A 25,972-nucleotide genomic window follows, 5' to 3' on the forward strand; every position below is an offset into this window, starting at 1 on the left:
GGTCGTGAGCGACCCCGTTAGCGGCTGCCGCAAGATTGGCGCACCACCAGAGTAGGGGGCAGAATGATGCTCTTGGCCGGCTCGTCGTTGCCGGCAATCCGCTCGAGCAGCAGTTCACCCGCCTTGCGGCCAATCTCTCGCGCCGCCACCGAGACGGTGGTGAGCGCCGGTTCAACCAGCGCGGTTTCCGGCAGATCGTCAAAGCCCACCAGTGCAAAGTTCTGGCCGATGAGCCGTCCCTGCTTGCGCAGCGCCAGCATGGCGCCGAGTGCCACCACGTCCTGATAGCAGACCGCCGCCGTCACCTCGGGGTGCTGCTCCAGCAGCGCCGTCATGGCGCGGGTGCCCTCTACCCGGCTGGCGCCGCAGCTGATGATCCACTCCGGTTTGGCTGTGATACCGTGTTCGAGCAGCTTGCTCATATAACCACCTAGGCGTTGGGAGCGGCTGATGGAGGTGGGGGAGCCCCCAACAAAGGCGATATGACGGTGGCCGAGTTTCAGCAGGTGCTCGGTCGCCAGCTGACAGCCCAGAAAGTTGTCGGTGCCGACAAAGTCGATCGCTACATCCGGCACCGGTCGCACCACCAGAATGGTGGGCATATGGCGACGTTGCAGGCTCTCGAAAAAGCTGTGGGGCGTAGGCTGGGCAGCGCAGATCACCATGCCGGCGGCACTGTTGCGTTGCAACGAGTCCATAAACTGCTGCTGCCTTGCCGCCGACTCCTCGCTGTTGGCGAGAAACAGCATCAGGTCGTGGTGTTCCATCTCCCGGCTCAGGCCCGCTGTCATCTCTGCATAGAAGGGGTTGGTAATGTCGTGCAGCAACAGGCCAACCTGATTGCTGCTCTTGTTGCGCAGGTTGGCGGCAGTCTGGTTGTAAACATAGCCGAGCTCGTCGATGGCCTTGAGTACCCGCTGGCGAGTGTGGTCGGAAATGCGTCCCTTGTTGCGCAGGGTCATGGAGACGGTGGCGGTGGAAACGCCCAAGTGGCGGGCAATATCTGCAACAGTCACATTGCTCATGGTGTGGGTCCGGTCATGGTCGTGCCATCAAGATATATCGATTAACCTATATTTCGGATGAGAGAAGGTTGTAATTGAGCGGTTGATCACGAATTTCACCGCTCATGCCGATGATAGATCCCAATGTTTGAGGTTAATCGTGTTTATCAGGTTGTGGTTAACGGGTTAATCGATTTATCTCTTTCATAGGTGTCAACGAGAGAGCAAGCCAATGATTCATTCGAGTTACGTTTCCAACTACGACAAATATCCAGAAGTGACCGTTGTTGGATATGAGCGGGCCGCCTGTGCGGGATGGGATGAGATTGCCCATCAGTTGCAAGCCAAAGTGAACGGGCAAGACAAGGCGAAAGTGGTACTGGTGATCGACTGCTATCACGGCGTGGATCAGACCGAGCTACGCACCCAGCTGCTGACCAGATTCGGGCCTCACACGCTCATCGATGTGGAACAGGCGCGCCTGCCCGAACCCAAAGTGCTGGCGATGCTGGACCGCTTCATCACAGATGACCGGGTGTTTGGCGTGCTGGCACCCCACAAGATGGCGGAGTTTTTTGACCCGGTCGCCTTGGCGCGCCTGCAACAGCAGGTCGCAGAGGTGGCCGAAGGTCTGGTGGTGGTGATGGGCAGCGGCGCTTCGCTGGTGGCGAAAGGGGATGTGCGGGTCTATGCCGATCTTGCCCGCTGGGAGATCCAGCAGCGTCTGCGCCGTAAAGAGATTGGCAACTGGGGCGCGGATAACACCGAAGAGGACATATTGCGCCGCTACAAGCGGGCCTTCTTCATCGAGTGGCGAGTGTTTGATCGCCATAAATTGGCCCAGCTGCCCACCATCGATTTCCTGCTCGACACCAACACCATGGACAAGCCGACTATGGTAACGGGGGCGGCACTGCAACAAGGGTTGCATCAGGCGGCGCGCCAGCCGTTCCGGGTTGTTCCCTTCTTCGACCCTGGGGTCTGGGGCGGGCAGTGGATGAAGCAGGTGTGTGATCTGGACCCAGCCCAACCCAACTACGCCTGGTGCTTTGACTGTGTGCCCGAGGAGAACAGCCTCTACCTACGCTTTGGCGAGGTGAGGGTGGAGATCCCGTCGCAAAACCTGGTGCTGTGCCAGCCAAAAGCCCTGCTTGGGGAGCAGGTACACGCCCGCTTTGGCGCCGAGTTCCCGATCCGGTTCGATTTTCTCGATACGGTGGGGGGGCAGCCGCTCAGTTTGCAGGTGCATCCGCTGACCGAATACATCCAGCAGGAGTTCGGCATGCACTACACCCAGGACGAGAGCTACTACCTGCTCGATGCCAAGCCGGACTCCTGCGTCTACCTCGGCACCCGTAACGGTATCGACCCGCAGGAGATGCTGGCGGATCTGGCCGCCGCCCAGCGCGGTGAGAAGCCCTTCGACGACGAGCGCTTCATCAACCGCTTCCCGGCCCGCAAGCACGACCACTTCCTGATCCCGGCTGGAACCGTCCACTGCTCGGGAGAGGGAGCCATGGTACTTGAGATCAGCGCCACCCCCTACATTTTCACCTTCAAACTGTGGGACTGGGGCCGGGTTGGGCTCGACGGCATTCCGCGCCCCATCCATCTGGAGCATGGCAGCAAGGTGATCCAGTGGGATCGGGATACCGACTGGACCGAGCGAAATCTGGTCAATTGCATTGAGCCCATCGCTGAAGGGGAAGGGTGGCGTGAAGAGCGCACCGGACTGCATGAGCGGGAATTTATCGAGACTCGTCGCCACTGGTTCAGCGTGCCGGTAGAGCACGACACCGGCGGCACTGTACAAGTGCTCAACCTGATAGAGGGTCGGGAGGCAACGGTAGATAGCCCGGACAACGCCTTCGCCCCCTTCGTGGTGCACTATGCCGAGACCTTCATCGTACCGGCGTCGGTAGGGCGCTATCGTATCCGCCCGAGTGGCGAGAGTGAAGGGCAGACCATTGCCACCATCAAAGCCTTTGTGAGGGGGTAACCGGAGATGCTGAGGATCCTTATCGCAACCCATGGTTCACTGGCGCCGGCCCTGCTGGCCAGCGCCAATATGGTCTACGGCGAGTTGCCCGCCGTAGCCACAGTTTCTCTGACCGAAGAGGGAGGAATAGAGGCGTTTCGCGCCGAGTTTGAACAGACCCTGCGCCGTCATGGCGCGGGGGCTGACGGGGTGTTGGTGCTGTGCGACATGGAGTGCGGCACCCCCTACAACGTGGCATGCCGCTTTGCATTTGATTCCGCATGGCCGCAGCCGGTAGCCGTGGTGACCGGGGTTAATTTTCCCATGCTGCTGATGAGTGCCGACTGGCTTGCTGCGACCGATGTACACGAGGCGGCCCGCCAGTTGCTGGCCCAGGCACTGGAATCCATGGTGATCCCGGCCCCGGCGGCGCACCAGCAAGATGACAACTTCTAGGAGAGCGAGATGGCGATTTCATTTGTACGAATTGACGATCGGGTGATCCACGGTCAGTTGGTGACCCGCTGGGCCAGAGAGCTTCCTTGTGACGGTATCGTCGCGATCGATGATGAGGTGGCGGCCGATCCGCTGCTCTCTCAGGTGATGACGGGGGCTGTGTCGGACACCAAGGTGTGGCTGTTTGATGTGGCTACCGCCATTACCAAGTTGCCCAAGGTGATCGCCAGTGACAAACGCTACTTCGTGATTGGCAAGTCGCCAGTCACTCTGCAGCGCCTGTGCGCCGCCGGGATCTCCCTGGATAATCTCAACGGCAAGATCAACGTCGGGCCTATGAGTGCCCGCGAGCAGACTACCACCATAGGCCCCAACCAGTCGGTGACGGCGCAGGAGATCGCCGCCTTTGATTACTTGGCCAACCTTGGCCACGAGATCGACTTTCGGCTGGTACCGGATGCCAGTCACTACAGCTGGGCAGATGCCCAGAAAAAGCTGAAATAGGGAGCAGAGATCATGTTTCTGGAAGCAACACTCATCGGGATACTCTGCTATCTCGGTGCTCTCAGCAGCCCCTGGCTGCTGGGCTTGACCGGTGGCTGGTATACCATTACTCGCCCGTTGGTATCGGGCATGCTGGTCGGTGCCATTCTGGGGGATATTCAGACCGGGATCCTGATCGGGGTGGCGGTGCAGGCAGTCTATATCGCCATGGTGACGCCGGGCGGTTCCATGCCGGCGGATCTCAACTTCGTCGCCTTTCCGGCCATTGCGCTGGGCATCATGTCGGGCAAGGAGCCGTCGGTTGCCGTGGCGATTGCCGCCACCATCGGCATCGCCGGGACCATCCTCTTCAACTTCATGATGGTGTTCAACTCCTACTGGAACCACAGGGCCGATGTGGCGCTGGAGCAGGGCGATGAACAGGGGGTTTACCTCAACAGCGCCATCTTCCCGCAGGCCAGCAACTTTGTGCTGCGTTTCGTGCCGACCTTCATTGCCGTCTACTTCGGCAACCAGTACATCGAAGGGTTCATGAATAGCCTGCCGGAGCTGGTGATCCGTACCATGACGGTGGTGGGCGGCATTCTGCCTGCTGTCGGTATTGCCATCTTGCTCAAGCAGATCATCAAACAGAACAGCATGCTGATCTACTTCCTGGTGGGTTTTGTCGGCATCGTTTTTCTCAAGCTCAACATGGTGGGGCTGGTGATGATTGGGGCCCTGCTGGCGCTCATTCACTATAACTACAAGCCGGAACCACGCCCTGCAGTCGCTGCCCGTGCTGCCACCCAAACCGATGATGAGGATGAATTCTGATGAACACAGAGCTGCAATCAGGGGAACTGGCGGCCAAGCAGCCGGTTGCTCTTACCTCAAGGGATCTGCGTGCCTGCTGGCGTTCGTGGATGATGTACAACCTCTCCTCCATGAGCTTCGAGCGTCTCGAATCGTTCGGCTTTTGCCTTGGCATGATGCCGGCGCTCAAGAAGCTCTATCCCGGCAAGGCTGAACGGATGGAGGCGATGAAACGCCATGCCTCCTTCTATAACACCGAGCCCCAGATCGGCGCCATTATCAACGGGTTGGCAGTCGGGCTTGAAGAGAAGCGGGCCAATGGCGAGAAGATCGACGGTGAGACCATCAATACCCTTAAGGTCGGCCTGATGGGCCCCATCGCTGGCATCGGTGATTCCATGATCCCCGGTATGCTGGTGCCCATTTTGCTCAGTATCGGTATGGCGCTGGCGGCAGGGGGGAGTGTGCTGGGGCCTCTGTTTTACGTCATCAGCTTTAACGCCATCGCCATTACTGGCTCCTACATGTTGTTTATGAAGGGCTACAAGCTGGGCACTGGTTCGGTGGAGTCTCTGGTCAGTTCCGAGTCGGCCAAGCTGCGCGAGGCGCTCTCCCTGCTTGGGGTCTTTGTGATGGGCGGGGTAGCGGCCAGTTATGTCAACCTCTCCACCGGGCTCGATTTTGTCACCTCGGACGGGGTCAATATCCAGGTTCAGAGCATGCTGGATGGCATCTTCCCCAAACTGATGCCGCTGGTGGTGGTGCTGGGTACCTGGTATCTGATGGCCAAGCGCAACGTCTCGCCGGTCAAAGCGATGCTCGGGCTGTTGGTGCTGGCCTTTTTCGGGGTCGCCATCGGTCTGTTCTGATGGGGTCAAGGCCATTTGGTTAACAATGGGAGAGCCTGGCTCTCCCTTTTTATCGCCGTTGCGAGAGGTAATTTATGCATATCGAGGTGACTGAGGCCGCGCAGCGCTGCCATCGCTGGCTGGTCTCCGAGGCGCTGCCCCTTTGGGGCGCGCAGGGGGTTGACCCTGAGCGTGGGCTGTTTGCCGAGGGATTGGATAGTGCTGGCCAGCCTTTGTGGCAGCCGACCCGTTTTCGGGTACAGAGCCGCCAGATCTATGTGTTCAGCCACGCCACCCTGCTGGGGTGGTACGACGGGCGCACCCTTGCCGAGCGTTCTGCTTTGGTCGGTATGGGTCATTTTGACGATGGGGCGGGGCATAGCGTTTTCTCCATTAATCGGGATGGTTCGATTGCTGACGCATCAGTCTGCAGCTATGAATACGCGTTTGCCCTGCTGGCTGAGTGTTGGCTCTATCGTCTGAGTGGCGATCCACGCTGGCAACAACAGGCCGAGTCGCGCTATCAGGCCATTGATCAACTCTTTTTGGACCCGCTGCACGGTGGATTCCACTCCAGTTGGCCATCTGGCCCACTGCGCAGCCAAAATCCCCATATGCATCTGTTCGAGGCGCTGCTGGTAGCGGCAGACAGCTTTGATGATGTGATATGGCAGCAGCGGGCAACCGCGCTGTATCGGCTGTTTCGTCAGCGTTTTCTGGAGCCCGGTTTACTGCGCGAGTTTTTCGACGACGCGCTGCTGGCGCGTCATGCCGATTCCCGTCTTATCGACCCGGGTCATCACTACGAGTGGTGCTGGCTGCTGGCACGCTACCGGACTCTTACCTGCAGCTGGGAAATCCAGCCAACCAGCACCGAGATTGACGAGGCAATCGGGATATTGACCCGCTTTGCCATCCGCCACGGGCACGGGCAAACCGGGCTGGTGATCGATGAGCTGACCGATGATGGGCAACCCTATCGCGATACCAGCCGGCTCTGGTGCCAGACCGAACATTTGAAAGCGCTCCTGGCGACCTATGAGCAACAGGGGGATGAGGCTACCGCCTGCCAGATCAGCAAGGTAGTTGCGCGGATCTTCCACTACTACCTGTTGCCCGCACAGCCTGGACAATGGATTGATCAAATAGATAGCGAGGGAAAGCCGCTGACCTCTCATGCGCCAGCCAGCACGTTTTATCATTTGTTTGTGGCGTTTAGTGAACTGGCCCGGATCGCGGGGGTGGGTATCGGGGAGTAGGGTGGCCTATGGGAGACGCTTAAAAATCCCAGCCGGGTTGTGCTTGCGGTTCATTGAGCGCCCCTTCCTGTGCCTTGCGCCGCGCAGCCTCGACTCGGCGTTTGCGATCCCGGCACAGACGCATTACATCCTGCTGCTGGGCAGGGGTCATGGTGAGCCAGTTGAAACGCTCTTCGCGATTGCGCAGGCACCCCTTGCAGTAGCCCTTGTTGTTCACTTCGCAGACCCCGATGCAGGGGCTCTGCAGCGGGAATATTTCGAGCTGTTCCATCCATCACCTCGCACATCCTGTCACCTTGTTATAACCCAGCGGATCCCCTTTGGAGAAATCCTGCTTCAAGTGATTGATGTCGTTTGCTTTCCCCCTGCAAATTTGGCATCTTCCCCGCCGAGCATGGCTCTTGGCGTTATATGAGGACATATGAACAAACACGCGTACTGGCTGACCGCCGCAGTGCTGGGACTGGCCGGTTGTGCGGGCAACTCTGACAAAGCAGAAGTGCCCAAAAAACAGACCGACAACAGATGCTTTCTTAACTGCGAGGTGCCGGAAAATCTGGGCAAGCAGTATCTGGACGGGACCCTGCCAGAGGATCTGGTGAGGGTGGAGCGGGTCAATAGCCGTGCGCGTGCCGACTACAGCAAGTTTGGCCCGCAAAGCAGACTGGTATTGGAGCGCTCCGGCAAGATGACACGCCGTTATGGCGAGCTCTATCACCAGCTCTCCCGCTGGGTGGCGGGCGGCGGCAATCCTGCCGACATCACCCGTTACGGTATCAGCCTGGCCCAGTTGGGCGGCGCCGATCGCATGGGCAACGTGCTCTTTACCGGTTACTACTCGCCGGTGCTGGAGGTGCGCCACCGCCCGGATGCCAAGTACAAATATCCCATCTATGCCATGCCCAAATGCGGCGGTCGCTGTCCGACCCGGGCCGAGATCCATCAGGGAGCACTGGCCAACCGCGGACTGGAGCTGGGTTACAGCAAATCCCTTATCGACAACTTCCTGATGGATGTGCAGGGCTCGGGCTTTGTCCATTACGGGGATGACGATCGGCTGCAATATCTGGGCTACAGCGGCAAGAACGGCCACGGTTACGTGAGTATCGGCCGGGTACTGATCGACCGCGGTGAAGTGCCCAAAGAGCAGATGTCGATGAAGGCCATCAAGGAGTGGGCCAACCGACAGCCAGAAGAGAGCGTCAAGGAGCTGGTGGAGCAGAACCCCTCCTATGTCTTCTTCGAGCGTCGACCCACCAATGATGTGATCGGCGCCGCCGGTATCCCGCTGCTGCCACTGGCGGCTGTCGCTGCCGACAAGACCCTGCTGCCGATGGGGACCCCGATCCTCGCCGAAGTCCCCTTGCTCGATAAAGAGGGCAACTGGACCGGCAAGCACCAGCTGCGGCTGTTGATTGCGCTGGATGTGGGCGGGGCGGTGAAGAAGGGGCACCTCGATCTCTACCACGGTATGGGTGAGAAGGCCGGTGTCGCGGCCGGTCACTACAAGCACTTTGGCCGGGTCTGGAAGCTTGGCTTGCACCACGGGCCGACAGCCGCCCCCTGGTTGTAATCCTCTGAGGATTTGGGCGTCTGTCATCGGGCGCCCGGGCAATGTGAAGAGACAAAAAAAGCCGCCGGATTGCTCCGGCGGCTTTCTATTTTGAGAGAGTGGCAGCTGGTGGCTGCGTCAGCTCTTCTGGATATCCAGCCGGATAGCGCCGACCGGTTTGCAGCAGCAGGGGAGGCACTCCCCTTGGGCGACAAATGCCAGCGGCACATTGGGGTAGTGCACCTTGCCAGCCATCAGCGGAGTGCGGCAGGCGCCGCAATAGCCGCTGCGACACTGGAATTCCACATGATGACCATGGCGCTCCAGGGTCTCCAACACGCTTTCGCCGGGATGGGCGTGCAGCACGGCACCATCCCGGGTATGTACCCGTGGTGCCACGACCGCATGCTGTTCGGCAGGCGTGTGCGGGGCAGGGGCCAGCGTGTTGGTTGCGTCACTCACAGCTCGAAATCACCCAGGTCATCGGCATTGACTTCGCTGTCGATCTGGCCGACCAGATAGGAGCTGACCTCTACCTCTTGCGGGGCGACCTGTACGTTGTCGGATGACAGCCAGGTGTTGATCCAGGGGATCGGGTTTTGCTTGGTGCCGGCAAAGGCTGGCTGCAAGCCGACTGCACTCATGCGCAGGTTGGTGATGTACTCCACGTACTGGCAGAGGATGTCCTTGTTCAGGCCGATCATGGAGCCGTCCTGGAACAGGTACTCGGCCCACTCTTTCTCCTGAATGGCCGCTTCCTTGAAGATCTCGAAGCAGGCCTGTTCGCATTCGGCGGCGATCTCGGCCATCTCCGGGTCATCCTGGCCGGTGCGCATCAGGTTCAGCATGTGTTGGGTGCCGGTGAGGTGCAGCGCTTCGTCGCGGGCGATCATCTTGATGATCTTGGCGTTGCCTTCCATCAGTTCGCGCTCGGCGAAGGCAAAGGAGCAGGCGAAGCTGACGTAGAAGCGAATTGCTTCCAGCGCGTTGACACTCATCAGGCACAGATAAAGTTTCTTCTTGAGCTCGCGCAATGTAATGGTCACTTCGCGGCCAGCGACGGTGTGGGTCCCTTCACCATGCAGGTTGTAGAGGGCGGTCGCTTCGATCAGGTCGTCGTAGAAGTGGCTGATGGAGCCGGCGCGCTTCAAGATCTGCTCGTTGGTCACGATGTCGTCGAACACCTGAGCGGGAGTGTTGACGATATTGCGGATGATATGGGTGTAGGAGCGAGAGTGGATGGTCTCGGAGAAGGCCCAGGTTTCAATCCAGGTTTCCAGCTCCGGAATGGAGACCAGCGGCAGCAGCGCCACGTTGGGGCTGCGGCCCTGAATGGAGTCCAGCAGGGTCTGGTACTTCAGGTTGGAGATGAAAATATGCTGCTCGTGGGGCGGCAGGGCCTGATAGTCGATGCGATCACGGGAGACATCCACCTCTTCCGGGCGCCAGAAGAAGGAGAGCTGCTTCTCGATCAGCCGCTCGAACACTTCGTGCTTTTGTTGATCATAACGGGCTACGTTGACCGATTGGCCAAAAAACATCGGCTCTTTGAGCTGGTCGTTTTGGGTTTGGCAGAAAGTTGAATAGGCCATGGTTACCAGAATATGTGAATAGAGAAAACAGGAGAGCGGGAGCTTCATGCTCCCGCCCGGTTATCAGTTCTTGTCGTGACTTAGATTTTGCAAGCCCCGCCTGCACAACCGTCATCTTGCAGATCGGTCTGGGCATCGTCTGCACCATCACGGGTGTTGTGATAGTACAGGGTCTTGAGGCCGTATTTGTAGGCGGTCAGCAAGTCCTTGAGCAGCTGTTTCATCGGGACCTTGTTGCCTTCGAAACGGGCAGGGTCGTAGTTGGTGTTGGCGGAGATCGCCTGATCCACAAACTTCTGCATGATACCGACCAGCTGCAGGTAGCCGTCAACACTCGGTTGCTTCCAGAGCAATTCGTATTGATCTTTCAGGCGATCATACTCGGGCACCACCTGTTTGAGAATGCCGTCTTTGGAGGCCTTGACCGACACCAGACCGCGCGGCGGCTCGATGCCGTTGGTAGCGTTGGAGATCTGGCTGGAGGTCTCGCTCGGCATCAGGGCGGTCAGGGTAGAGTTGCGCAAGCCCACGGACTTGATCTCTTCACGCAGGCTTTCCCAATCCAGATGCAGCGGCTCGTTGCACAGCGCATCCAGATCCTTCTTGTAGGTGTCGATGGGCAGGATGCCCTGAGCATAGGTGGTCTCGCCAAACAGCGGGCAGGGGCCGAACTCGCGGGCCAACTGCACGGAGGCTTTCAGCAGGTAGTACTGGATGGCCTCGAAGGTGCGGTGAGTCAGCGCCAGACCGGAGCCGTCGGAGTAACGGGCACCGTTTTTGGCCAGGTAGTAGGCGTAGTTGATGACGCCGATCCCCAGGGTGCGACGACCCATGCTGCCCTTCTTGGCGGCGGCAATCGGGTAGTCCTGATAGTCGAGCAGGGCGTCGAGGGCACGCACGGCCAGATCGGCCATCTCTTCCAGATCTTCCAGCTTCTCGATGGCACCGAGGTTGAAGGCGGAGAGGGTGCACAGGGCGATTTCGCCACTCTCGTCGTCGATGTTGTTGAGCGGCTTGGTCGGCAGCGCAATCTCGAGGCAGAGGTTGGACTGGCGCACCGGCGCCACGCTCGGGTCGAACGGGCTGTGGGTGTTGCAGTGATCGACGTTCTGGATGTAGATGCGACCGGTACCGGCACGCTCCTGCATCATCAGGGAGAAAAGGTCTACCGCTTTCAGAGTCTTCTTGCGAATGGCCGGATCTTGCTCGTACTTGACGTAGAGCTCTTCGAACTTGTCCTGATCGGCAAAGAAGGCATCGTACAGACCCGGCGCATCGGACGGGGAGAACAGTGTGATGTCACCGCCCTTGATGAGGCGCTGGTACATCAGCTTGTTGATCTGCACGCCGTAGTCCATGTGACGAACACGGTTCTCTTCCACGCCGCGGTTGTTCTTCAGCACCAGCAGGCTTTCCACTTCAGTGTGCCACAGCGGGTAGAACAGGGTCGCAGCACCGCCGCGCACGCCGCCCTGGGAGCAGCACTTCACGGCAGTCTGGAAGTATTTGTAGAAGGGGATGCAACCGGTGTGGAACGCTTCGCCACCACGGATGGGGCTGCCCAGACCGCGGATGCGACCGGCGTTGATGCCGATACCGGCGCGCTGGGAAACGTAACGCACGATGGAGCTGGCGGTGGCGTTGATGGAGTCCAGGCTGTCGTCGCATTCGATCAGTACGCAGGAGCTGAACTGACGGGTCGGGGTGCGCACGCCGCTCATGATCGGGGTCGGCAGGGAGATCTTGAAGGTCGAGACCGCATCATAGAAGCGCTTGATGTAGTCCAGACGGGTATCTTTCGGATACTTGGAGAAGAGGCAGGCCGCAACCAGCATATAGAGGAACTGCGGGCTCTCGTAGATCTCGCCGGTAACGCGGTTCTGGACCAGATATTTGCCTTCCAGCTGTTTGACTGCCGCGTAGGAGAAATCCATGTCGCGCCAGTGATCCAGATGGGTGTTCAGCTCTTCGAATTCGGACTGGGTGTAGTCTTCCAGCAGGTGCTTGTCGTACTTGCCCATGTCCACCAGACGAGCCACGTGCTGGTAGAGGTGGGGCGGTTCGAACTGGCCGTAGGCCTTCTTGCGCAGGTGGAAGATGGCCAGACGGGCTGCCATGTACTGGTAGTCCGGGGTCTGCTCGGAGATGAGGTCAGCCGTCGCCTTGATGATGGTTTCGTGAATGTCGGCGGTACGGATACCGTCATAGAACTGGATGTGGGATTTGAGCTCTACCTGGGAGACCGACACGTTGTCGAGCCCTTCGGCGGCCCAGTCCAGCACGCGGTGAATTTTATCCAGATCGATGGGTTCTTTGTGTCCGTTACGCTTCGTCACAAACAAGTTCATTGGCTGATGACCTTCAGTTGATTCCCGAAAAACCATCGCACAATGGTGCCACCCTGGCCCCGGCGGTGTGCGGGAGTTGGGTAGAGATTGTGCGATGAATCACAAGATGTAGTGTTATTTTAAGTTCGAGCTACAAGATAGTGAGGTCAGCCCGCCATTGCAATGTGTGGATAAGTGACGAGCTGTGGATAAATTGTGAGTCTTGCCCCATCAGTTAGTGACCGCTCACAGTGAGCGGGTTTTCATTCGTCCGCTCCGCTAAAAGCAAGTCTCCCGATCGAAGATGGAAAATTTAAATAACTTTTTTTGCTTGCGAAACGGGGGGCTTTTTACTAGCAAACGGCGGCTGATTATCCCTTATGCAACAAGGGTCAAAAGCTGTCCAGTTGTCGCAGCCGCGGGCTCAGCATGGCAAGGGCTTTGCATCAGATGACGGTGGTTTGTGACCGCTTTGTGACGGCTGCGAGCTTGTCAAATGGGTATCCAACAGGCAGAAAGCTGCCTTTATTATCCATGAATAGACGAGTGATGGTGGCGCAGGACGCACGAGCGTAAAGGAAGAGATGCAAGGGGCGAAGAGTCTCTTCGCCCCGTTATCGCATATCAGCCGGTAAGGCTGCGCGTTACGCTTTGGCCGTCAACTCATAGCGCAGCCAGTGGTGCATGGCCTGCACGGTATCAAAGTGCAGATCGGCGCCCCACTGGGCGGGATCTTCCTCATTATTGAGATAGCCCCAGCCAGCGACCGCGGTGCGCATGCCAGCATTGCGGCCCGCTTCGATATCCCGCACATGATCCCCCACATAGAGGCAGTGAGCCGCCTCGACCCCCAGCTTCTCACAGGCAAAGAACATGGGGGCGGGGTCGGGCTTGCGTACCGGCAGGGTATCGGCACTGACGGTGACGCCGCAGCTGGCAAGCTGTGGCAGGGCTGCCAGCAGCGGCTCGGTGAGAAAGCCCGGCTTGTTGGTGACGATGCCCCAGGGGAGCTGTTTCTCGTCGAGCCACTCGATAAGATCCACCATTCCCTCATAGGGGCGGGTACCGACGCAGAGATTGGCCGCGTAGTAGTCGAGCAGGGCATTGCGCAGGCGCGTGGCCCCCAGCTCCTCAAGCAGTTCGTCGCCGAGGCCCGCTTTCAGCAGCCCGAGCGCTCCGTGGGAGGTGGTCTGACGAATGATGTCGTCAGAGAGCGGCGCAAAACCTTCGTTTATCAGTACATGGTTGACGGCGGCACCCAGATCCGGGGCTGTGTCGAGCAGGGTGCCATCCAGATCGAACAGCACGCAACGAAGAGGCAGCAGGTGAGAGGAGCTCATCAGCCGTGCTCCGGGCGGACAAACTCCACCATATAGTTGACGTCGACATTTTTGCCGAGCTTGAACTGGTTGGTGAGCGGGGCGTAGTGGACGCCGCTCATATCCCGCACCAGCAGACCCGCCGCTTCACCCATGCGACACAGTTCGGCCGGGGTGATGAATTTTTTGTGATCGTGGGTACCCTTGGGCACCATCTTCATCAGGTATTCGGCCCCGATGATCATCATCAGATAGGATTTGGGGTTGCGGTTGATGGTGGAGACGAACACCCGGCCGCCCGGGCGCACCAAGGTGGCGATGGCGCGCAGCACGGAGGCGGGGTCCGGCACATGCTCCAGCATCTCCATGCAGGTGACTACGTCATACTGGCCCGGTACTTCGGCGGCATGGGCTTCGGCAGTGATCTGGCGATACTCGAGCTCGACACCCTGTTCCAATGCGTGCAGGCGGGCGACGCCGAGGGGTTCCTTGCCCATGTCGATACCGGTAACCTGTGCACCACGGCGGGCCATGCTCTCGGAGAGAATGCCGCCACCACATCCGATATCGAGAATGCGCTTGCCAAACAGACCGCCACTTTTGTCGGTGATCCAGTCAAGGCGTACCGGATTGATTTGATGCAGGGGTTTGAATTCACCTTCCATGTCCCACCAGCGGGAGGCGATGGCTTCAAACTTGGCGATTTCTGTCAGATCGACATTGGCATCACTGTTCATTTTTCGAAGATCCTGTGGCAGGGCGCCCGCTTCTGAGTCATGGGCGCAATCTATTGTCCTGGCGGGCATTATAACGGACGGACTTTGTCACACCAGCCCGATCTGATACCCGATTTGTGGCTTAAGGTATTTGGCTCAGTGTGTTACCATGTCGCGCTGTTTAAGCCAAAGAACAACTAATTAGGGATAAGGCTTTCTATGAGCGATCTGGCCAGAGAGATCACGCCGGTCAACATCGAAGAAGAGCTCAAGAGTTCCTATCTTGATTACGCCATGAGCGTGATCGTAGGACGAGCTCTGCCGGATGTGCGTGATGGCTTGAAACCGGTTCACCGCCGCGTTCTGTTTGCTATGAACGAGTTGGGGAACGACTGGAACAAGCCCTATAAAAAATCGGCCCGTGTGGTCGGTGACGTAATCGGTAAATATCACCCGCACGGCGATAGCGCTGTGTATGACACCATTGTCCGGATGGCGCAGGATTTCTCCATGCGTTACATGCTGGTCGATGGTCAGGGCAACTTCGGTTCAGTCGACGGCGACAGCGCCGCGGCCATGCGTTATACCGAAGTGCGGATGGCCCGCATCTCCCACGAGCTGCTGGCTGATCTGGACAAAGAGACCGTGGACTGGGTGCCGAACTATGACGGCACCGAGATGATCCCGGCGGTCATGCCTACCAAGGTTCCCAACCTGCTGGTCAACGGCTCCTCCGGTATTGCGGTGGGCATGGCGACCAACATTCCGCCTCACAACCTCACCGAGATTGTCAATGGCTGCCTGGCGCTGATCGAAAACGGCGACCTCACCATTGACGAGCTGATGACCTACATCACCGGCCCGGATTTCCCCACCGGCGGCATTATCAACGGTCGTTCCGGCATTGTGCAGGCGTACCGTACCGGTCGTGGCTCCATCTATGTGCGGGCCAAAGCTGAAGTGGAAGTGGACGAGAAGACCAGTCGCGAGACCATCATCGTTCACGAGATCCCCTATCAGGTGAACAAGGCTCGACTGATCGAGAAGATCGCCGAGCTGGTCAAAGAGAAGAAGATCGAGGGCATCAGCGCCCTGCGCGATGAGTCTGACAAAGACGGCATGCGCATCGTTATCGAGATCAAGCGCGGCGAGTCCGGCGAGATTGTGCTGAACAATCTCTACAAGCACACCCAGATGCAGACCACGTTCGGCATCAACATGGTGGCGCTCGATAACAACCAGCCCAAGGTGATGAACCTTAAAGAGATCCTGGATGCGTTCCTGCTGCACCGCCGTGAAGTGGTGACTCGCCGGACCGTGTTCGAACTGCGCAAGGCGCGGGATCGGGCGCACATTTTGGAAGGTCTGGCGGTTGCGCTGGCCAACATCGATCCCATCATCGAGCTGATCCGCCACAGCGCGACCCCGGCCGACGCGAAAGCGGGCCTGGTTGCCAAGGGCTGGGAACTCGGCAACGTGGCCGCCATGCTGGAAAAAGCGGGCGACGACGCGGCACGGCCCGAGTGGCTGGAGCCTGAGTTCGGTATCCGTGAAGGTCAATACTTCCTGACCGAACAGCAAGCCCAGGCCATCCTTGACCTGCGTCTGCACAAGCTGACCGGCCTCGAGCACGAGAAGATCCTGGAAGAGTACCAATCTCTGCTGGATCTGATCGCCGAGCTGCTGCACATCCTGGCGAGCCCGGCTCGTCTGATGGAAGTGATCCGCGATGAACTGCTGGCTGTGCGTGAGCAGTATGGCGATGAGCGTCGCACCGAGATCAGCATGTCCAGTGCCGAGATCAACATCGAAGATCTAATCACTCCGGAAGACGTGGTGGTTACCCTGTCTCACCAGGGCTATGTGAAGTATCAGCCGCTCTCCGACTACGAGGCCCAGCGCCGTGGTGGTCGTGGCAAGTCGGCCACCCGGATCAAGGAAGAGGACTTTGTGGAGCGTCTGCTGGTGGCCAACACCCACGACACCATTCTGTGCTTCTCCACCCGTGGCAAGGTCTACTGGCTCAAGGTTTACCAGCTGCCGGAAGCGTCCCGTGGCGCCCGTGGTCGTCCGATCATCAACCTGCTGCCGCTGGAAGAGGGTGAGCGTATCACCGCTATCCTGCCGGTGAAGGAATATGATGCCGAGAAGTATGTCTTCTTCGCCACCGCCAACGGTACCGTGAAGAAGACCAGTCTCTCTGACTTCAGCCGTCCGCTCTCCTCCGGTATCCGCGCCATCAACCTCAAAGAGGGCGATGAGCTGATCGGGGTGGATATCACCGACGGCAGCAACGAGATCATGCTCTTCTCCGACGCGGGCAAAGTCGTTCGCTTCGCCGAAGGCAGCGGTCGCGCCGATGCGGATGTCAGCGATGACGTTGAAACCGACGACGATGCCGGCAATGACGATGATGGCAGCGACAACGGCGAAGGCACCGAAAGCAAGGGCACCTTCAAGGGCGTGCGTCCCATGGGTCGTACCGCCGCCGGTGTACGCGGCATCAAGCTGGGCGCCGGTGACAAGGTGGTTTCCCTCATCGTTCCGCGCGGCGAAGGTGCCATCCTCACCGCCACCGAGAACGGTTACGGCAAGCGGACTGCGTTGGCCGAGTACCCGACCAAGAGCCGTGGTACCCAGGGCGTTATCTCCATCAAGGTGGATGAGCGTAATGGCAAGGTGATCGATGCAATCCAGGTCGAAGATACCGACCAGATCATGCTGATCACCAACGGCGGTACCCTGGTGCGTACCCGTGTTGCCGAGGTGAGCATCATTGGCCGTAACACCGGCGGTGTCCGTCTGATCCGTACCGGTGAAGACGAGACCGTGGTTGGCCTGCAGCGCATCGCCGAGAGCGACGAAGATGAGAACGACGCTCTGGCCGTTGATGGTGAGGTATCTGAAGGTACCGATACCGCGACCGGCACTGATGCAGTCGATGCAGGGGAAGCGGGCGACGAGTAATCGTCTTCTGAGTTACTTGGCTTAGCAAAAAGAGCGACCCTGGTGGTCGCTCTTTTTATTTGTCTGTTTTTTATGGCGGCCAGCCGGGCAGGACGCAGGCGTGATTACTCTTGCAGCCACATTCTGGCGCTGCGGGCCGGAATGGCGATCCTTACCCACTGGCTCTGCACATTGACCACGGCATTGGCATCGAGCACGTCACGATAGTTGCGATACCAGTTCATCTCGAACCTGGCGGTATCGAGCCAGTACTCCTGCTCATAGTCGCACTTGTTGATGCCGACCAGCCCCTGTTTGCCCCGTTTGAACAACACGAAGCAGTCACCGCTGCCGACCAGCTGCATGGGTTGGCCCTGCACCGCATTGTGGAAGCGGATCATTCCCTTGAGATCGGCGCGCTGGTAGTAATCCTGCCAGCGCAGTCCATCCTTGGCCTGGGTCTCGCCGTGATCCGAATAGACCAGCGGCGAGCCACCATCGCGGCCGAGCAGGTAGGCATAGGCCAGCTTCTCGTCAGTCTGGCTTAAGATCTGATAGCGGAAGCCGTCGTTGGTGGGGATGTCGTGGGTCACGGCAAAGGTGACGGCGCGACTGCCCGGTAGCGCCTGACCATAGGCGCCCGGATCCGCCAGCAGGTTCATGCTGCCACCGTAACTGAACGCGCCGCGCAAGGAGGCAAACAGCGGAAAGTCATAGGCCCCCTGACCGCTGTTGTCGAGGTAGGGTTTGAGGAAGCGCTCGTAATCGGTGCTGCCTGCGCCCCCTGTGGTGATCACCTCGCCAAACACGTGCATCCCCTGTTTGATCTCGGGGGTGAAGATGGCATTGATCTGGTAATCGCTCATGTGTTTGACCGCATCGACCCGAAAACCCTTGATCCCCATCCCCTTGAGCGCCTTGAGATAAGCCTGTTGCTGGCTGACTACCCAGTTGTTGGGATCCAAGTCCGGCAGCCCCTTGTCACCGGCACCGCCACAGAGTCGCCAATACTGGACATGACCCGGATCGCTCCAGTCGCTGATGCACCCTTCGGGATGAAAATCCTGACCGGAAAGGAAGTTTTGCCCGAGATCGCCAAATAGTTTCTGGCGCTCGAAATAGGCCGGGTTGCTGGCGTAGCTTTGCAGCAGGTCGTTGCCGGGATAGTTGAGATCGCTGCGTTTCCAGCTTTCGTTGGCCATGTGGTTGAGCACCACATCGGCATAGACGGCGATGCCCCGCGCTTTCATGGCGGCGATCAGCTGCTCGAGATCCTGTTTGTTGCCAAGGGGTGAGTCGACAAGACGCAGATCTTGCGGCTGGTAACGGGCCCACCATTCGTTGCCGGAGGACTTGAGAGGTGGCGAGATGAGTACCTGTTTGTAACCGGCTGACTTGATAAGGTCGGCTTTGGCAGTCACTTCACTGTACTTCCAGTTGAAGGCGTGCAATATGACGTCGGCGTGCGCCAAGGGGGCGATCAGCATGCCTGCGATCGCCCATATTCCCGCTGTGTGTTTCATTATTGTGTCCCTGTTTTTATAGATGCCTGAATGGGCAACCCAGCTTTGGCGGGAACAGGGTGGGCTGCAATTCACAACCTGAAGATTTGTGACCGCTTTCAGGATGATTTCGCCGAATATGTGAACTGTTTCGGCTTTTACTCGCCACCGCCAGTTGCCTTTTTACAAGTGATTTTTTTGTCATTTCCCTGTCATTCCCAGCCGTTATCCTGCCGGACGAGTGGTGCGTTGTTGCCATCACCTTCACCGTCAGGAGCTGCATATGACCAGTTGGATCACGTGGGAAATTTGGTGGAGCCGGGTATGGGGCGAATCAGAGGTGGCGCAGTATGAAGAGGATGAGCACGAAGTGGCTCATGAACCCTCGCGACTACCGGTTGAAATGGTGCAACAGGGGCGGGATCAGCGCGCAGGCTAAGGCGTTAGCCCTCTCTTTACCGGGTAGCGCTTTCTTGCGGCGACATGGCTACTTCGTTGGCCAATTTGGAAAATTAGGAAAGCGGGTTTTCCACAGGATGTGTCGCGGCATATCTTCCTCTCAACCTCTTTGCAGGGAAAGGCTATGCGCCTGATGCGTGAAGGGCGTGAGCAGGGGGGTTAGAAGAGCGACAGCTGCTCCCCAGGGCGGATAAACCCATCCAGCCTGAGCTGAATATGGCGTTTGCCCAGATCAAGGCGCTTGCTGATAAGGCGAAAGCGCTGGGCCAGCAGATCGGCAAAATGCCCCTCACCGCGCATGCGGGTGCCGAAGGCGGTACTGTTGAGCCCGCCACCGCGGCTGGCTCGCAACTGATTCAAAATAGCCTCCTTCTGGCCCGGATAGTGGGTATCGAGCCAGTCACAAAATAGCGGCGCCAGCTCGTGGGGCAGCCGCAGCAGGATGTAATCGGCGCAGCTGGCGCCAGCATCGGCAGCCGATTTGATGATCTGCTCCAGCTCCGGTTCATTGAGCCGCGGGATCATGGGGGCGGCCAGTACCCCCACCTGCACGCCAGCGTTGGCCAGCTTCTCGATCACTTTCAAGCGGCCTGCGCCCGTGCTGGCGCGGGGCTCCAGCTGTCGCCTCAGGGTTTCGTTCAAGGTCGTCACCGACACCATCACCTGACACAGTCCCTCTCTGGCCAGCTCGGTCAACAGATCAAGGTCGCGCAAGATCATGGCGCTCTTGGTAATGAGCCCGACCGGGTGGCGGTGGGCCAGCATCACTTCCAGCAACTGCCGGGTGAGGCGATAGCGCTGCTCGATGGGTTGATAGGGGTCGGTATTGGCGCCAATGAAGATGGTCTGTGGTTGATAGGCAGGTTTGGCAAACTCCCGGCGCAGCAGGTCAGCTGCATTGCGTTTGGCAAACAGCTTGCTCTCGAAATCGAGGCCGGGGGAGAGCTCCAGATAGGCATGGCTGGGTCTGGCATAGCAGTAGATGCAGCCGTGTTCGCACCCCTGATAGGGGTTGATGGAGCGACCAAAGGGGACATCCGGCGAGCTGTTGTAGCTGATGATGCTGCGTGCATCGATCTCCCGCACCTCGGTGCCAGGCACAGAGGGGGTGAAGGCGGCATCCCAATCGGACGATTGCCAGCCATCATCGACCGCTTCGACAAGGGGGCCGCTAAAACGGTGAGCGATATTGTGGGGGCTGCCTCGTCCTGCCATGGTGTGCACCGATACTGTTCATACATACAGTTATTTTGCAGGCGCACCGGATAAATGACAACAACTGCTGATCGAGCGGGTGCAAAAAGGGTTGTCGCAGGGATCTCTTGCTTGATCGCGGCGCTACATTTCGTTTACATAGATGAAATGAGAACTGGATCACGGAAATTATCATGAGCCCCACCACTTCCCGCTGGCTATTTATCGGTCTGATTGCGCTGGTTATCTGGCGTCTGCTTCCGCTCTCCACCGAGCAGGAGATGGCTGCCGCCAACCGTGCCTGGCGTACCGGTCACTTTGATGAGGCGACCCGGATCTGGTCGCCACTGGCCGATCAAGGCCAACCTCGGGCACAGGCACTCATGGGCTGGAGCCATGAGGTGGGGCAGGGGAGCGAGCAGGATATCCATCAGGCCATCAGCCTCTATCGCCAGTCGGCGCAAGCGGGCGATCCCTTTGGCCAGTACCGGTTGGCGGATGCCTATTTGCGGGGGGCGGGGGTGACGCGGGATCTGCGCCAAGCCTTTAACTGGATGGATCAGGCTGCCCGCAATGGTGATGTCCCAGCCATGCTGAAAGTCGGCGTCCTTCATCTGATGGGGGTCAGCGGCAGGGTCGATCTGCCTCAGGCGAAACAGTGGCTCTATCAGGCGGCACAAAATGGCAACAAGCTGGCGCTTCAGGTGCTGCAAGAGCTGGCGCTGGCCGAGGAGGGGAGCAGTGACTTTGACTTCAACTGGCAATCTCTGCTTGGTGAATAGTCGGCAGGCGACTCATTTGACTGTAGAAAATATCTGCAAATCCGATACAGCACGCCCGACTTCTGGTAGCATGGGGCCGTTTTGGCTTGGTTTATCACGTTAGACATGTGGTTTACGTGTTAGGCCGTCTTCGCAAAGTGCTGTGGAGAACCAAAACATCACCTTTTTGAATCTCTTTTCCATCCCGCATGTGACCTTTGGTAGGGGTCACCACTGTATAAGGAAACATATAATGCCAATCATTACTCTGCCTGACGGCAGCCAACGTCAATTTGCCCACTCTGTTTCCGTCATGGATGTGGCTGCGGACATCGGTCCCGGTCTCGCCAAGGCGTGCATTGCCGGTCGGGTAAACGGTGAACTGGTGGATGCGTGCGAGCTGATCGAAGCCGATGCCTCGCTGGCCATCATCACCGCCAAAGACGAAGAAGGTCTGGACATCCTGCGCCACTCCTGCGCCCACTTGCTGGGTCATGCTATCAAGCAACTCTGGCCCCAGACCAAGATGGCCATCGGTCCTGTCATCGACAACGGCTTCTACTATGACGTTGATCTTGACCGTACCCTGACCGATGAAGATCTGGCTGCCCTGGAAGAGCGCATGCTGGCGCTGGTAGCCAAGGATTACGACGTCATCAAGAAGAAAGTCTCCTGGCAAGAAGCGCGCGATGTATTCGAGGCGCGCGGCGAGTCTTACAAAGTCGAAATCCTGGATCAGAACATTGCCCGTGATGACCAGCCTGGTCTCTATCATCACGAAGAGTACATCGACATGTGTCGCGGCCCGCACGTGCCCAACATGCGTCACTGCCACCACTTCAAACTGCTGAAGATGTCCGGCGCCTACTGGCGTGGCGACTCCAACAACAAGATGCTGCAGCGTATCTACGGTACCGCCTGGGCTGACAAGAAGCAGCTCAAGGCCTATCTGCAGCGTCTGGAAGAGGCCGCCAAGCGCGACCACCGCAAGATCGGCAAGCAGCTCGACCTGTATCACATGCAGGAAGAAGCACCCGGTATGGTATTCTGGCACAACGATGGCTGGACCATCTTCCGTGAGCTGGAAACCTTTATCCGCGGCAAGCTCAAAGAGTACGACTATCAGGAAGTGAAAGGTCCGTTCATGATGGACCGCGTCCTGTGGGAGCGTTCAGGTCACTGGGAGAAATACGCCCAGGCCATGTTCACCACCCAGTCCGAAAACCGCGAGTACGCCATCAAGCCGATGAACTGCCCGGGTCACGTCCAGATCTTCAACCAGGGTCTGAAGTCCTACCGTGATTTGCCGCTGCGTATGGCCGAGTTTGGTTCCTGCCACCGCAACGAGCCGTCCGGTTCCCTTCACGGTCTGATGCGGGTGCGCGGCTTCACTCAGGATGACGCTCACATCTTCTGTACCGAAGAGCAGATCATGGAAGAGGTCTCCGGCTGTATTCGTATGGTCTATGACGTCTACGGTACCTTTGGTTTCGAGAACATCGTGGTCAAGCTCTCCACTCGTCCCGAGCAGCGTATCGGCTCCGACGAGATGTGGGATCGCGCCGAGAAAGCCCTGGCCGAAGCGCTGGAGCTCAACGGTCTGAAGTACGATCTGCAGCCGGGTGAAGGGGCGTTCTACGGTCCCAAAATTGAATTTACCCTGCACGATTGCCTTGATCGTGCGTGGCAATGTGGTACCGTGCAGCTCGACTTTGCCCTGCCTGGTCGTCTGGGTGCCACTTATGTGGGCGAAAACAACGATCGCCATGTACCCGTGATGATCCACCGGGCCATCCTGGGTTCTATCGAGCGCTTCATCGGTATTCTGACTGAAGAGTACGCCGGTCTGTTCCCGACCTGGTTGGCACCGACTCAGGCTGTGGTCATGAATATCACGGACAATCAGGCCGATTATGCGGTTAAAGTAGCCAAAGCATTGAATGATGCGGGCCTTCGCGCAAAAGCGGACTTGAGAAATGAGAAGATTGGCTTTAAAATCCGCGAGCATACTTTGAAGCGAGTACCTTTCATGCTGGTCTGCGGCGATAAAGAAGTTGAAGCCGGTAAGATTGCAGTACGGACTCGTAAAGGGGCTGACCTGGGCACTTATCCTGTTGAAGAGTTCATCGCTCTGCTGACCCAGGAAGTTCAGACCCGCGGACAAAAGAAAGTGGAGGAATAAGCTATAAAAGGCGGAAAAAAACTGGGCAAGCAACCGCAAGCCCGCGCTCACCGGATCAATGAAGAGATCCGTCTGAAAGAAGTTCGTCTGACTGGTCTGGATGGTGAAGCCATCGGCATCACCACCATTCAGGATGCTCTGAACTTGGCCGCAGAGGCCGGAGTTGATCTGGTAGAGATCAGTCCAAATGCTGAGCCGCCCGTTTGCCGGATCATGGATTACGGCAAATTCCTCTACGAAAAGAGCAAAACAACCAAAGAACAGAAGAAAAAGCAGAAAGTCGTCCAGGTTAAGGAAATCAAATTCCGTCCTGGCACTGACGAAGGCGACTATCAGGTAAAACTACGCAACCTGGTTCGCTTTCTGGAAGACGGGGACAAGGCTAAGGTCACCCTGCGCTTCCGTGGTCGTGAAATGGCCCACCAGGATCTTGGTATCAAGGTTCTGGAGCGCGTCAAGAACGATCTGGAAGAGTTGGCCGTAGTCGAGTCGTTCCCGAAAGTCGAAGGCCGTCAAGCTGTGATGGTCCTCGCACCTAAGAAGAAATCTTAAGGCCCACAAGAAATTGACTCATGGGGCTTGCCTCATGAGTTGGTTCGCCTTGCGATTTTGTTGTCACTCACAATGCGGAGTATGAAATGCCGAAGATGAAAACCAACCGGGGTGCTGCAAAGCGCTTCAAGAAGACTGGCTCGGGTCGCTTCAAGTGCAAGCACAACCACCTGCGTCACATCCTGACCAAGAAGAGCAGCAAGCGTAAGCGTCAGCTGGGACCGAAATTTATGGTTTCTGCTGCCGACCACAAACGTGTTGTCGCTTGTCTGCCGTACGCATAAGGGGGGATGTGAAAAATGCCAAGAGTTAAACGTGGTGTGACTGCTCGAGCTCGTCACAAGAAAGTAATGAAAGCCGCCAAAGGTTACTACGGCGCCCGTTCCCGTGTTTACCGCGTAGCGGTACAAGCGGTAACCAAAGCTGGTCAGTATGCCTACCGTGACCGTCGCCAGAAAAAGCGTCAGTTCCGTCAGCTGTGGATTGCGCGTATCAACGCTGCAGCCCGTCAGAACGGTCTGTCCTACAGCCGTCTGATCAACGGTCTGAAGAAGGCTTCTATCGAGATCGATCGCAAGATCCTGTCCGATATCGCTGTTCACGACAAAATGGCTTTCACCGCCCTGGTTGAAAAAGCTAAAGCAGCTCTGGTTTAATCCAGTTCTGTTATAGACGCTAAAAGGAGGCTCAGGCCTCCTTTTTTGTATCTGTCATTCACGTTTTTACATCACTTTTTCCTTTCTCTCGTCCATATTCTGTCCACTGTTTTACACGCGCTACAGTTTTCTCCACACAAAGCGATATGTGCGAGATGACCTTTTCTACAAATGGTTTATATGCCAACAAGCTAGATGTTTATTCTACTATTTCAAGAGTGGCGGTGAGCCGATGAGACTCGCTTGATATAACAAAATGATTTGTAGGGAGAAAAGCCCACCTTAACTATGGTCAGCGAAGGGGCTTTTTTTGTATTATTCCCCTCTTGACCTTATTTAGCCTAAAGGCTCCTGTACCGGGAGTGGTGACGAGGAAGACATGCAACAGCTTGAAGAAGTAGTCGGCCAAGCCAGAGCCGAAATTGAGGGCGTAAGCGACATCGCCGCCCTCGACGAAATCCGGGTCAAATATCTGGGTAAAAAGGGCTTTTTTACCGAGCAGATGAAGGGCCTGGGTGCCTTGTCTGCCGAAGAGCGTCCCGCCGCGGGCGCCGTGATCAACCAGGCCAAACAGCAGGTTCAGGATGCCCTGAACGAACGTCGTGAAGCGCTCGAAATCGCCGTGCTGAACCAGAAGCTGGCCGCCGAGACCATCGACGTCAGCCTGCCTGGCCGCCGCATCGAGAATGGCGGTCTGCATCCGGTAACCCGCACCATCGAGCGCATAGAGCGCCTGTTTGGCGAGATGGGCTTCAAGGTTGCCCGTGGTCCCGAGATTGAAGATGGTTTCCACAACTTCGATGCGCTGAATATTCCGGCTCATCATCCAGCGCGTACCGATCACGATACCTTCTACTTCAATCCTGATCTGATGCTGCGTACCCACACCTCGGGCGTGCAGATCCGCACCATGGAACATCAGCAGCCGCCGATCCGCATCATTGCACCGGGCCGCGTTTATCGTAACGACTACGATATGACCCACACCCCGATGTTCCATCAGGTTGAAGGTCTGCTGGTTGACGAGCATGCCAGCTTTACCGAGCTGAAGGGCATTCTGCACGACTTCCTGCGCAACTACTTCGAGGAAGACCTGACCATTCGCTTCCGTCCTTCCTACTTCCCGTTCACCGAGCCGAGCGCCGAAGTCGACGTGATGGGCAAGAACGGCAAGTGGCTGGAAGTGCTGGGCTGCGGCATGGTGCACCCGAACGTGCTGCGTTCGGTCGGCATCGATCCGGAAAAATACTCCGGCTTTGCCTTCGGCATGGGCGTTGAGCGCCTGACCATGCTGCGTTACGGGGTCAACGACCTGCGTGCCTTCTTCGAAAACGACCTGCGCTTCCTCAAGCAGTTCAAGTAAGGGCGAG

At 57.9% G+C, this 25,972-nt stretch carries 24 protein-coding genes; 15 read left to right on the forward strand and 9 right to left on the reverse strand.

The genetic code is table 11. The features are described from left to right. Nucleotides 1–17: 17 nt before the first annotated feature. A complete protein-coding gene (locus NOM06_RS05135) occupies nucleotides 18–1,025 on the reverse strand; it encodes a LacI family DNA-binding transcriptional regulator (protein ID WP_255910184.1) in 1,008 nt (335 codons plus the stop codon). A 211-nt stretch (nucleotides 1,026–1,236) separates the two neighbouring features. Between NOM06_RS05135 and NOM06_RS05140 the strand changes: the two genes are divergently transcribed. From NOM06_RS05140 to NOM06_RS05165, 6 genes are all read left to right on the forward strand, one after another. Continuing rightward, entirely contained in the window at nucleotides 1,237–3,003 is a 1,767-nt protein-coding gene (locus tag NOM06_RS05140; RefSeq protein WP_255910186.1) for a class I mannose-6-phosphate isomerase, read from the forward strand. Between the two features lie 6 nt (nucleotides 3,004–3,009). After that, on the forward strand, nucleotides 3,010–3,438 hold the full coding sequence (locus NOM06_RS05145) for a PTS sugar transporter subunit IIA (protein WP_127005574.1): 429 nt from the start codon (nucleotides 3,010–3,012) through the stop codon (nucleotides 3,436–3,438). 9 nt (nucleotides 3,439–3,447) lie between these two features. Next, nucleotides 3,448–3,942, forward strand: coding sequence for a PTS sugar transporter subunit IIB (locus tag NOM06_RS05150; RefSeq protein WP_064341276.1), 495 nt, complete (start codon nucleotides 3,448–3,450; stop codon nucleotides 3,940–3,942). A 12-nt stretch (nucleotides 3,943–3,954) separates the two neighbouring features. Further along, complete coding sequence (locus NOM06_RS05155; protein WP_064337977.1) at nucleotides 3,955–4,758, forward strand: PTS sugar transporter subunit IIC; 804 nt, start codon at nucleotides 3,955–3,957, stop codon at nucleotides 4,756–4,758. After that, nucleotides 4,758–5,606, forward strand: a complete 849-nt coding sequence (locus NOM06_RS05160) for a PTS system mannose/fructose/sorbose family transporter subunit IID (protein ID WP_236271419.1) — start codon at nucleotides 4,758–4,760, stop codon at nucleotides 5,604–5,606. Before NOM06_RS05155 ends, NOM06_RS05160 begins: the two co-directional genes overlap by 1 nt. A 74-nt stretch (nucleotides 5,607–5,680) precedes the next feature. Then, nucleotides 5,681–6,844 (forward strand): AGE family epimerase/isomerase, encoded by a 1,164-nt coding sequence (locus NOM06_RS05165; RefSeq protein WP_255910188.1) that lies wholly within the window; start codon nucleotides 5,681–5,683, stop codon nucleotides 6,842–6,844. Nucleotides 6,845–6,863: 19 nt separating this feature from the next. On the opposite strand, the gene NOM06_RS05170 is transcribed toward NOM06_RS05165, so the two are convergent. Then, nucleotides 6,864–7,115 carry a DUF1289 domain-containing protein gene (locus NOM06_RS05170; protein WP_255910190.1) on the reverse strand — a complete coding sequence of 84 codons (252 nt, stop codon included), beginning with the start codon at nucleotides 7,113–7,115 and terminating at the stop codon, nucleotides 6,864–6,866. Nucleotides 7,116–7,265: 150 nt separating this feature from the next. On the opposite strand from NOM06_RS05170, the gene mltA reads away from it, so the two are divergent. After that, entirely contained in the window at nucleotides 7,266–8,417 is a 1,152-nt protein-coding gene (gene mltA, locus NOM06_RS05175; protein WP_019445143.1) for a murein transglycosylase A, read from the forward strand. A 117-nt stretch (nucleotides 8,418–8,534) separates the two neighbouring features. Here the strand turns inward: mltA and yfaE are convergent, their stop codons facing one another. The 5 genes from yfaE to ubiG form a co-directional block, all read right to left on the reverse strand. Continuing rightward, nucleotides 8,535–8,858 (reverse strand): class I ribonucleotide reductase maintenance protein YfaE, encoded by a 324-nt coding sequence (gene yfaE, locus NOM06_RS05180; protein ID WP_255910202.1) that lies wholly within the window; start codon nucleotides 8,856–8,858, stop codon nucleotides 8,535–8,537. Further along, nucleotides 8,855–9,988, reverse strand: a complete 1,134-nt coding sequence (nrdB, locus tag NOM06_RS05185) for a class Ia ribonucleoside-diphosphate reductase subunit beta (protein ID WP_005336708.1) — start codon at nucleotides 9,986–9,988, stop codon at nucleotides 8,855–8,857. The genes yfaE and nrdB overlap by 4 nt, the downstream gene beginning before the upstream one ends. Nucleotides 9,989–10,068: 80 nt before the next feature. Then, nucleotides 10,069–12,336: a class 1a ribonucleoside-diphosphate reductase subunit alpha gene (gene nrdA, locus NOM06_RS05190; protein ID WP_255910204.1), complete on the reverse strand. Its 2,268-nt coding sequence runs from the start codon at nucleotides 12,334–12,336 to the stop codon at nucleotides 10,069–10,071. Nucleotides 12,337–12,959: 623 nt separating this feature from the next. Then, the gene (locus NOM06_RS05195) at nucleotides 12,960–13,655 is read right to left on the reverse strand and encodes an HAD family hydrolase (RefSeq protein ID WP_255910206.1); all 696 of its coding nucleotides are present in this window, start codon (nucleotides 13,653–13,655) and stop codon (nucleotides 12,960–12,962) included. Beyond that, a complete protein-coding gene (gene ubiG / locus NOM06_RS05200; RefSeq protein ID WP_255910209.1) occupies nucleotides 13,655–14,371 on the reverse strand; it encodes a bifunctional 2-polyprenyl-6-hydroxyphenol methylase/3-demethylubiquinol 3-O-methyltransferase UbiG in 717 nt (238 codons plus the stop codon). Before ubiG ends, NOM06_RS05195 begins: the two co-directional genes overlap by 1 nt. Nucleotides 14,372–14,569: 198 nt before the next feature. Here ubiG and gyrA point away from each other — a divergent pair, with 198 nt between their 5' ends. Next, on the forward strand, nucleotides 14,570–17,317 hold the full coding sequence (gene gyrA, locus NOM06_RS05205) for a DNA topoisomerase (ATP-hydrolyzing) subunit A (protein WP_255910218.1): 2,748 nt from the start codon (nucleotides 14,570–14,572) through the stop codon (nucleotides 17,315–17,317). Nucleotides 17,318–17,421: 104 nt separating this feature from the next. Here gyrA and NOM06_RS05210 read toward each other — a convergent pair whose 3' ends face one another. After that, nucleotides 17,422–18,819, reverse strand: coding sequence for an alpha-amylase family protein (locus NOM06_RS05210; RefSeq protein WP_255910220.1), 1,398 nt, complete (start codon nucleotides 18,817–18,819; stop codon nucleotides 17,422–17,424). A gap of 262 nt (nucleotides 18,820–19,081) precedes the next feature. Between NOM06_RS05210 and NOM06_RS05215 the strand changes: the two genes are divergently transcribed. Further along, nucleotides 19,082–19,237: a hypothetical protein gene (locus tag NOM06_RS05215; RefSeq protein ID WP_019445149.1), complete on the forward strand. Its 156-nt coding sequence runs from the start codon at nucleotides 19,082–19,084 to the stop codon at nucleotides 19,235–19,237. 179 nt (nucleotides 19,238–19,416) lie between these two features. Here the strand turns inward: NOM06_RS05215 and NOM06_RS05220 are convergent, their stop codons facing one another. Continuing rightward, nucleotides 19,417–20,472, reverse strand: a complete 1,056-nt coding sequence (locus NOM06_RS05220) for a PA0069 family radical SAM protein (RefSeq protein ID WP_255910230.1) — start codon at nucleotides 20,470–20,472, stop codon at nucleotides 19,417–19,419. A gap of 173 nt (nucleotides 20,473–20,645) precedes the next feature. Between NOM06_RS05220 and NOM06_RS05225 the strand changes: the two genes are divergently transcribed. The 6 genes from NOM06_RS05225 to pheS all read left to right on the forward strand — a co-directional run bounded on the left by NOM06_RS05225 (nucleotide 20,646) and on the right by pheS (nucleotide 25,965). After that, entirely contained in the window at nucleotides 20,646–21,233 is a 588-nt protein-coding gene (locus NOM06_RS05225; protein ID WP_255910231.1) for a tetratricopeptide repeat protein, read from the forward strand. Nucleotides 21,234–21,465: 232 nt separating this feature from the next. Further along, on the forward strand, nucleotides 21,466–23,394 hold the full coding sequence (gene thrS, locus NOM06_RS05230) for a threonine--tRNA ligase (RefSeq protein WP_064336042.1): 1,929 nt from the start codon (nucleotides 21,466–21,468) through the stop codon (nucleotides 23,392–23,394). A 21-nt stretch (nucleotides 23,395–23,415) separates the two neighbouring features. Then, entirely contained in the window at nucleotides 23,416–23,946 is a 531-nt protein-coding gene (gene infC / locus NOM06_RS05235; protein ID WP_205422431.1) for a translation initiation factor IF-3, read from the forward strand. An 86-nt stretch (nucleotides 23,947–24,032) separates the two neighbouring features. Further along, on the forward strand, nucleotides 24,033–24,230 hold the full coding sequence (rpmI, locus tag NOM06_RS05240; RefSeq protein ID WP_005336688.1) for a 50S ribosomal protein L35: 198 nt from the start codon (nucleotides 24,033–24,035) through the stop codon (nucleotides 24,228–24,230). Between the two features lie 15 nt (nucleotides 24,231–24,245). After that, a complete protein-coding gene (gene rplT, locus NOM06_RS05245) occupies nucleotides 24,246–24,602 on the forward strand; it encodes a 50S ribosomal protein L20 (protein WP_005336687.1) in 357 nt (118 codons plus the stop codon). 379 nt (nucleotides 24,603–24,981) lie between these two features. Next, entirely contained in the window at nucleotides 24,982–25,965 is a 984-nt protein-coding gene (gene pheS / locus NOM06_RS05250; protein ID WP_011706167.1) for a phenylalanine--tRNA ligase subunit alpha, read from the forward strand. Nucleotides 25,966–25,972: the final 7 nt, after the last annotated feature.

This window comes from Aeromonas sp. JL9 (assembly GCF_024436075.1).
Lineage (GTDB): Bacteria > Pseudomonadota > Gammaproteobacteria > Enterobacterales > Aeromonadaceae > Aeromonas > Aeromonas veronii.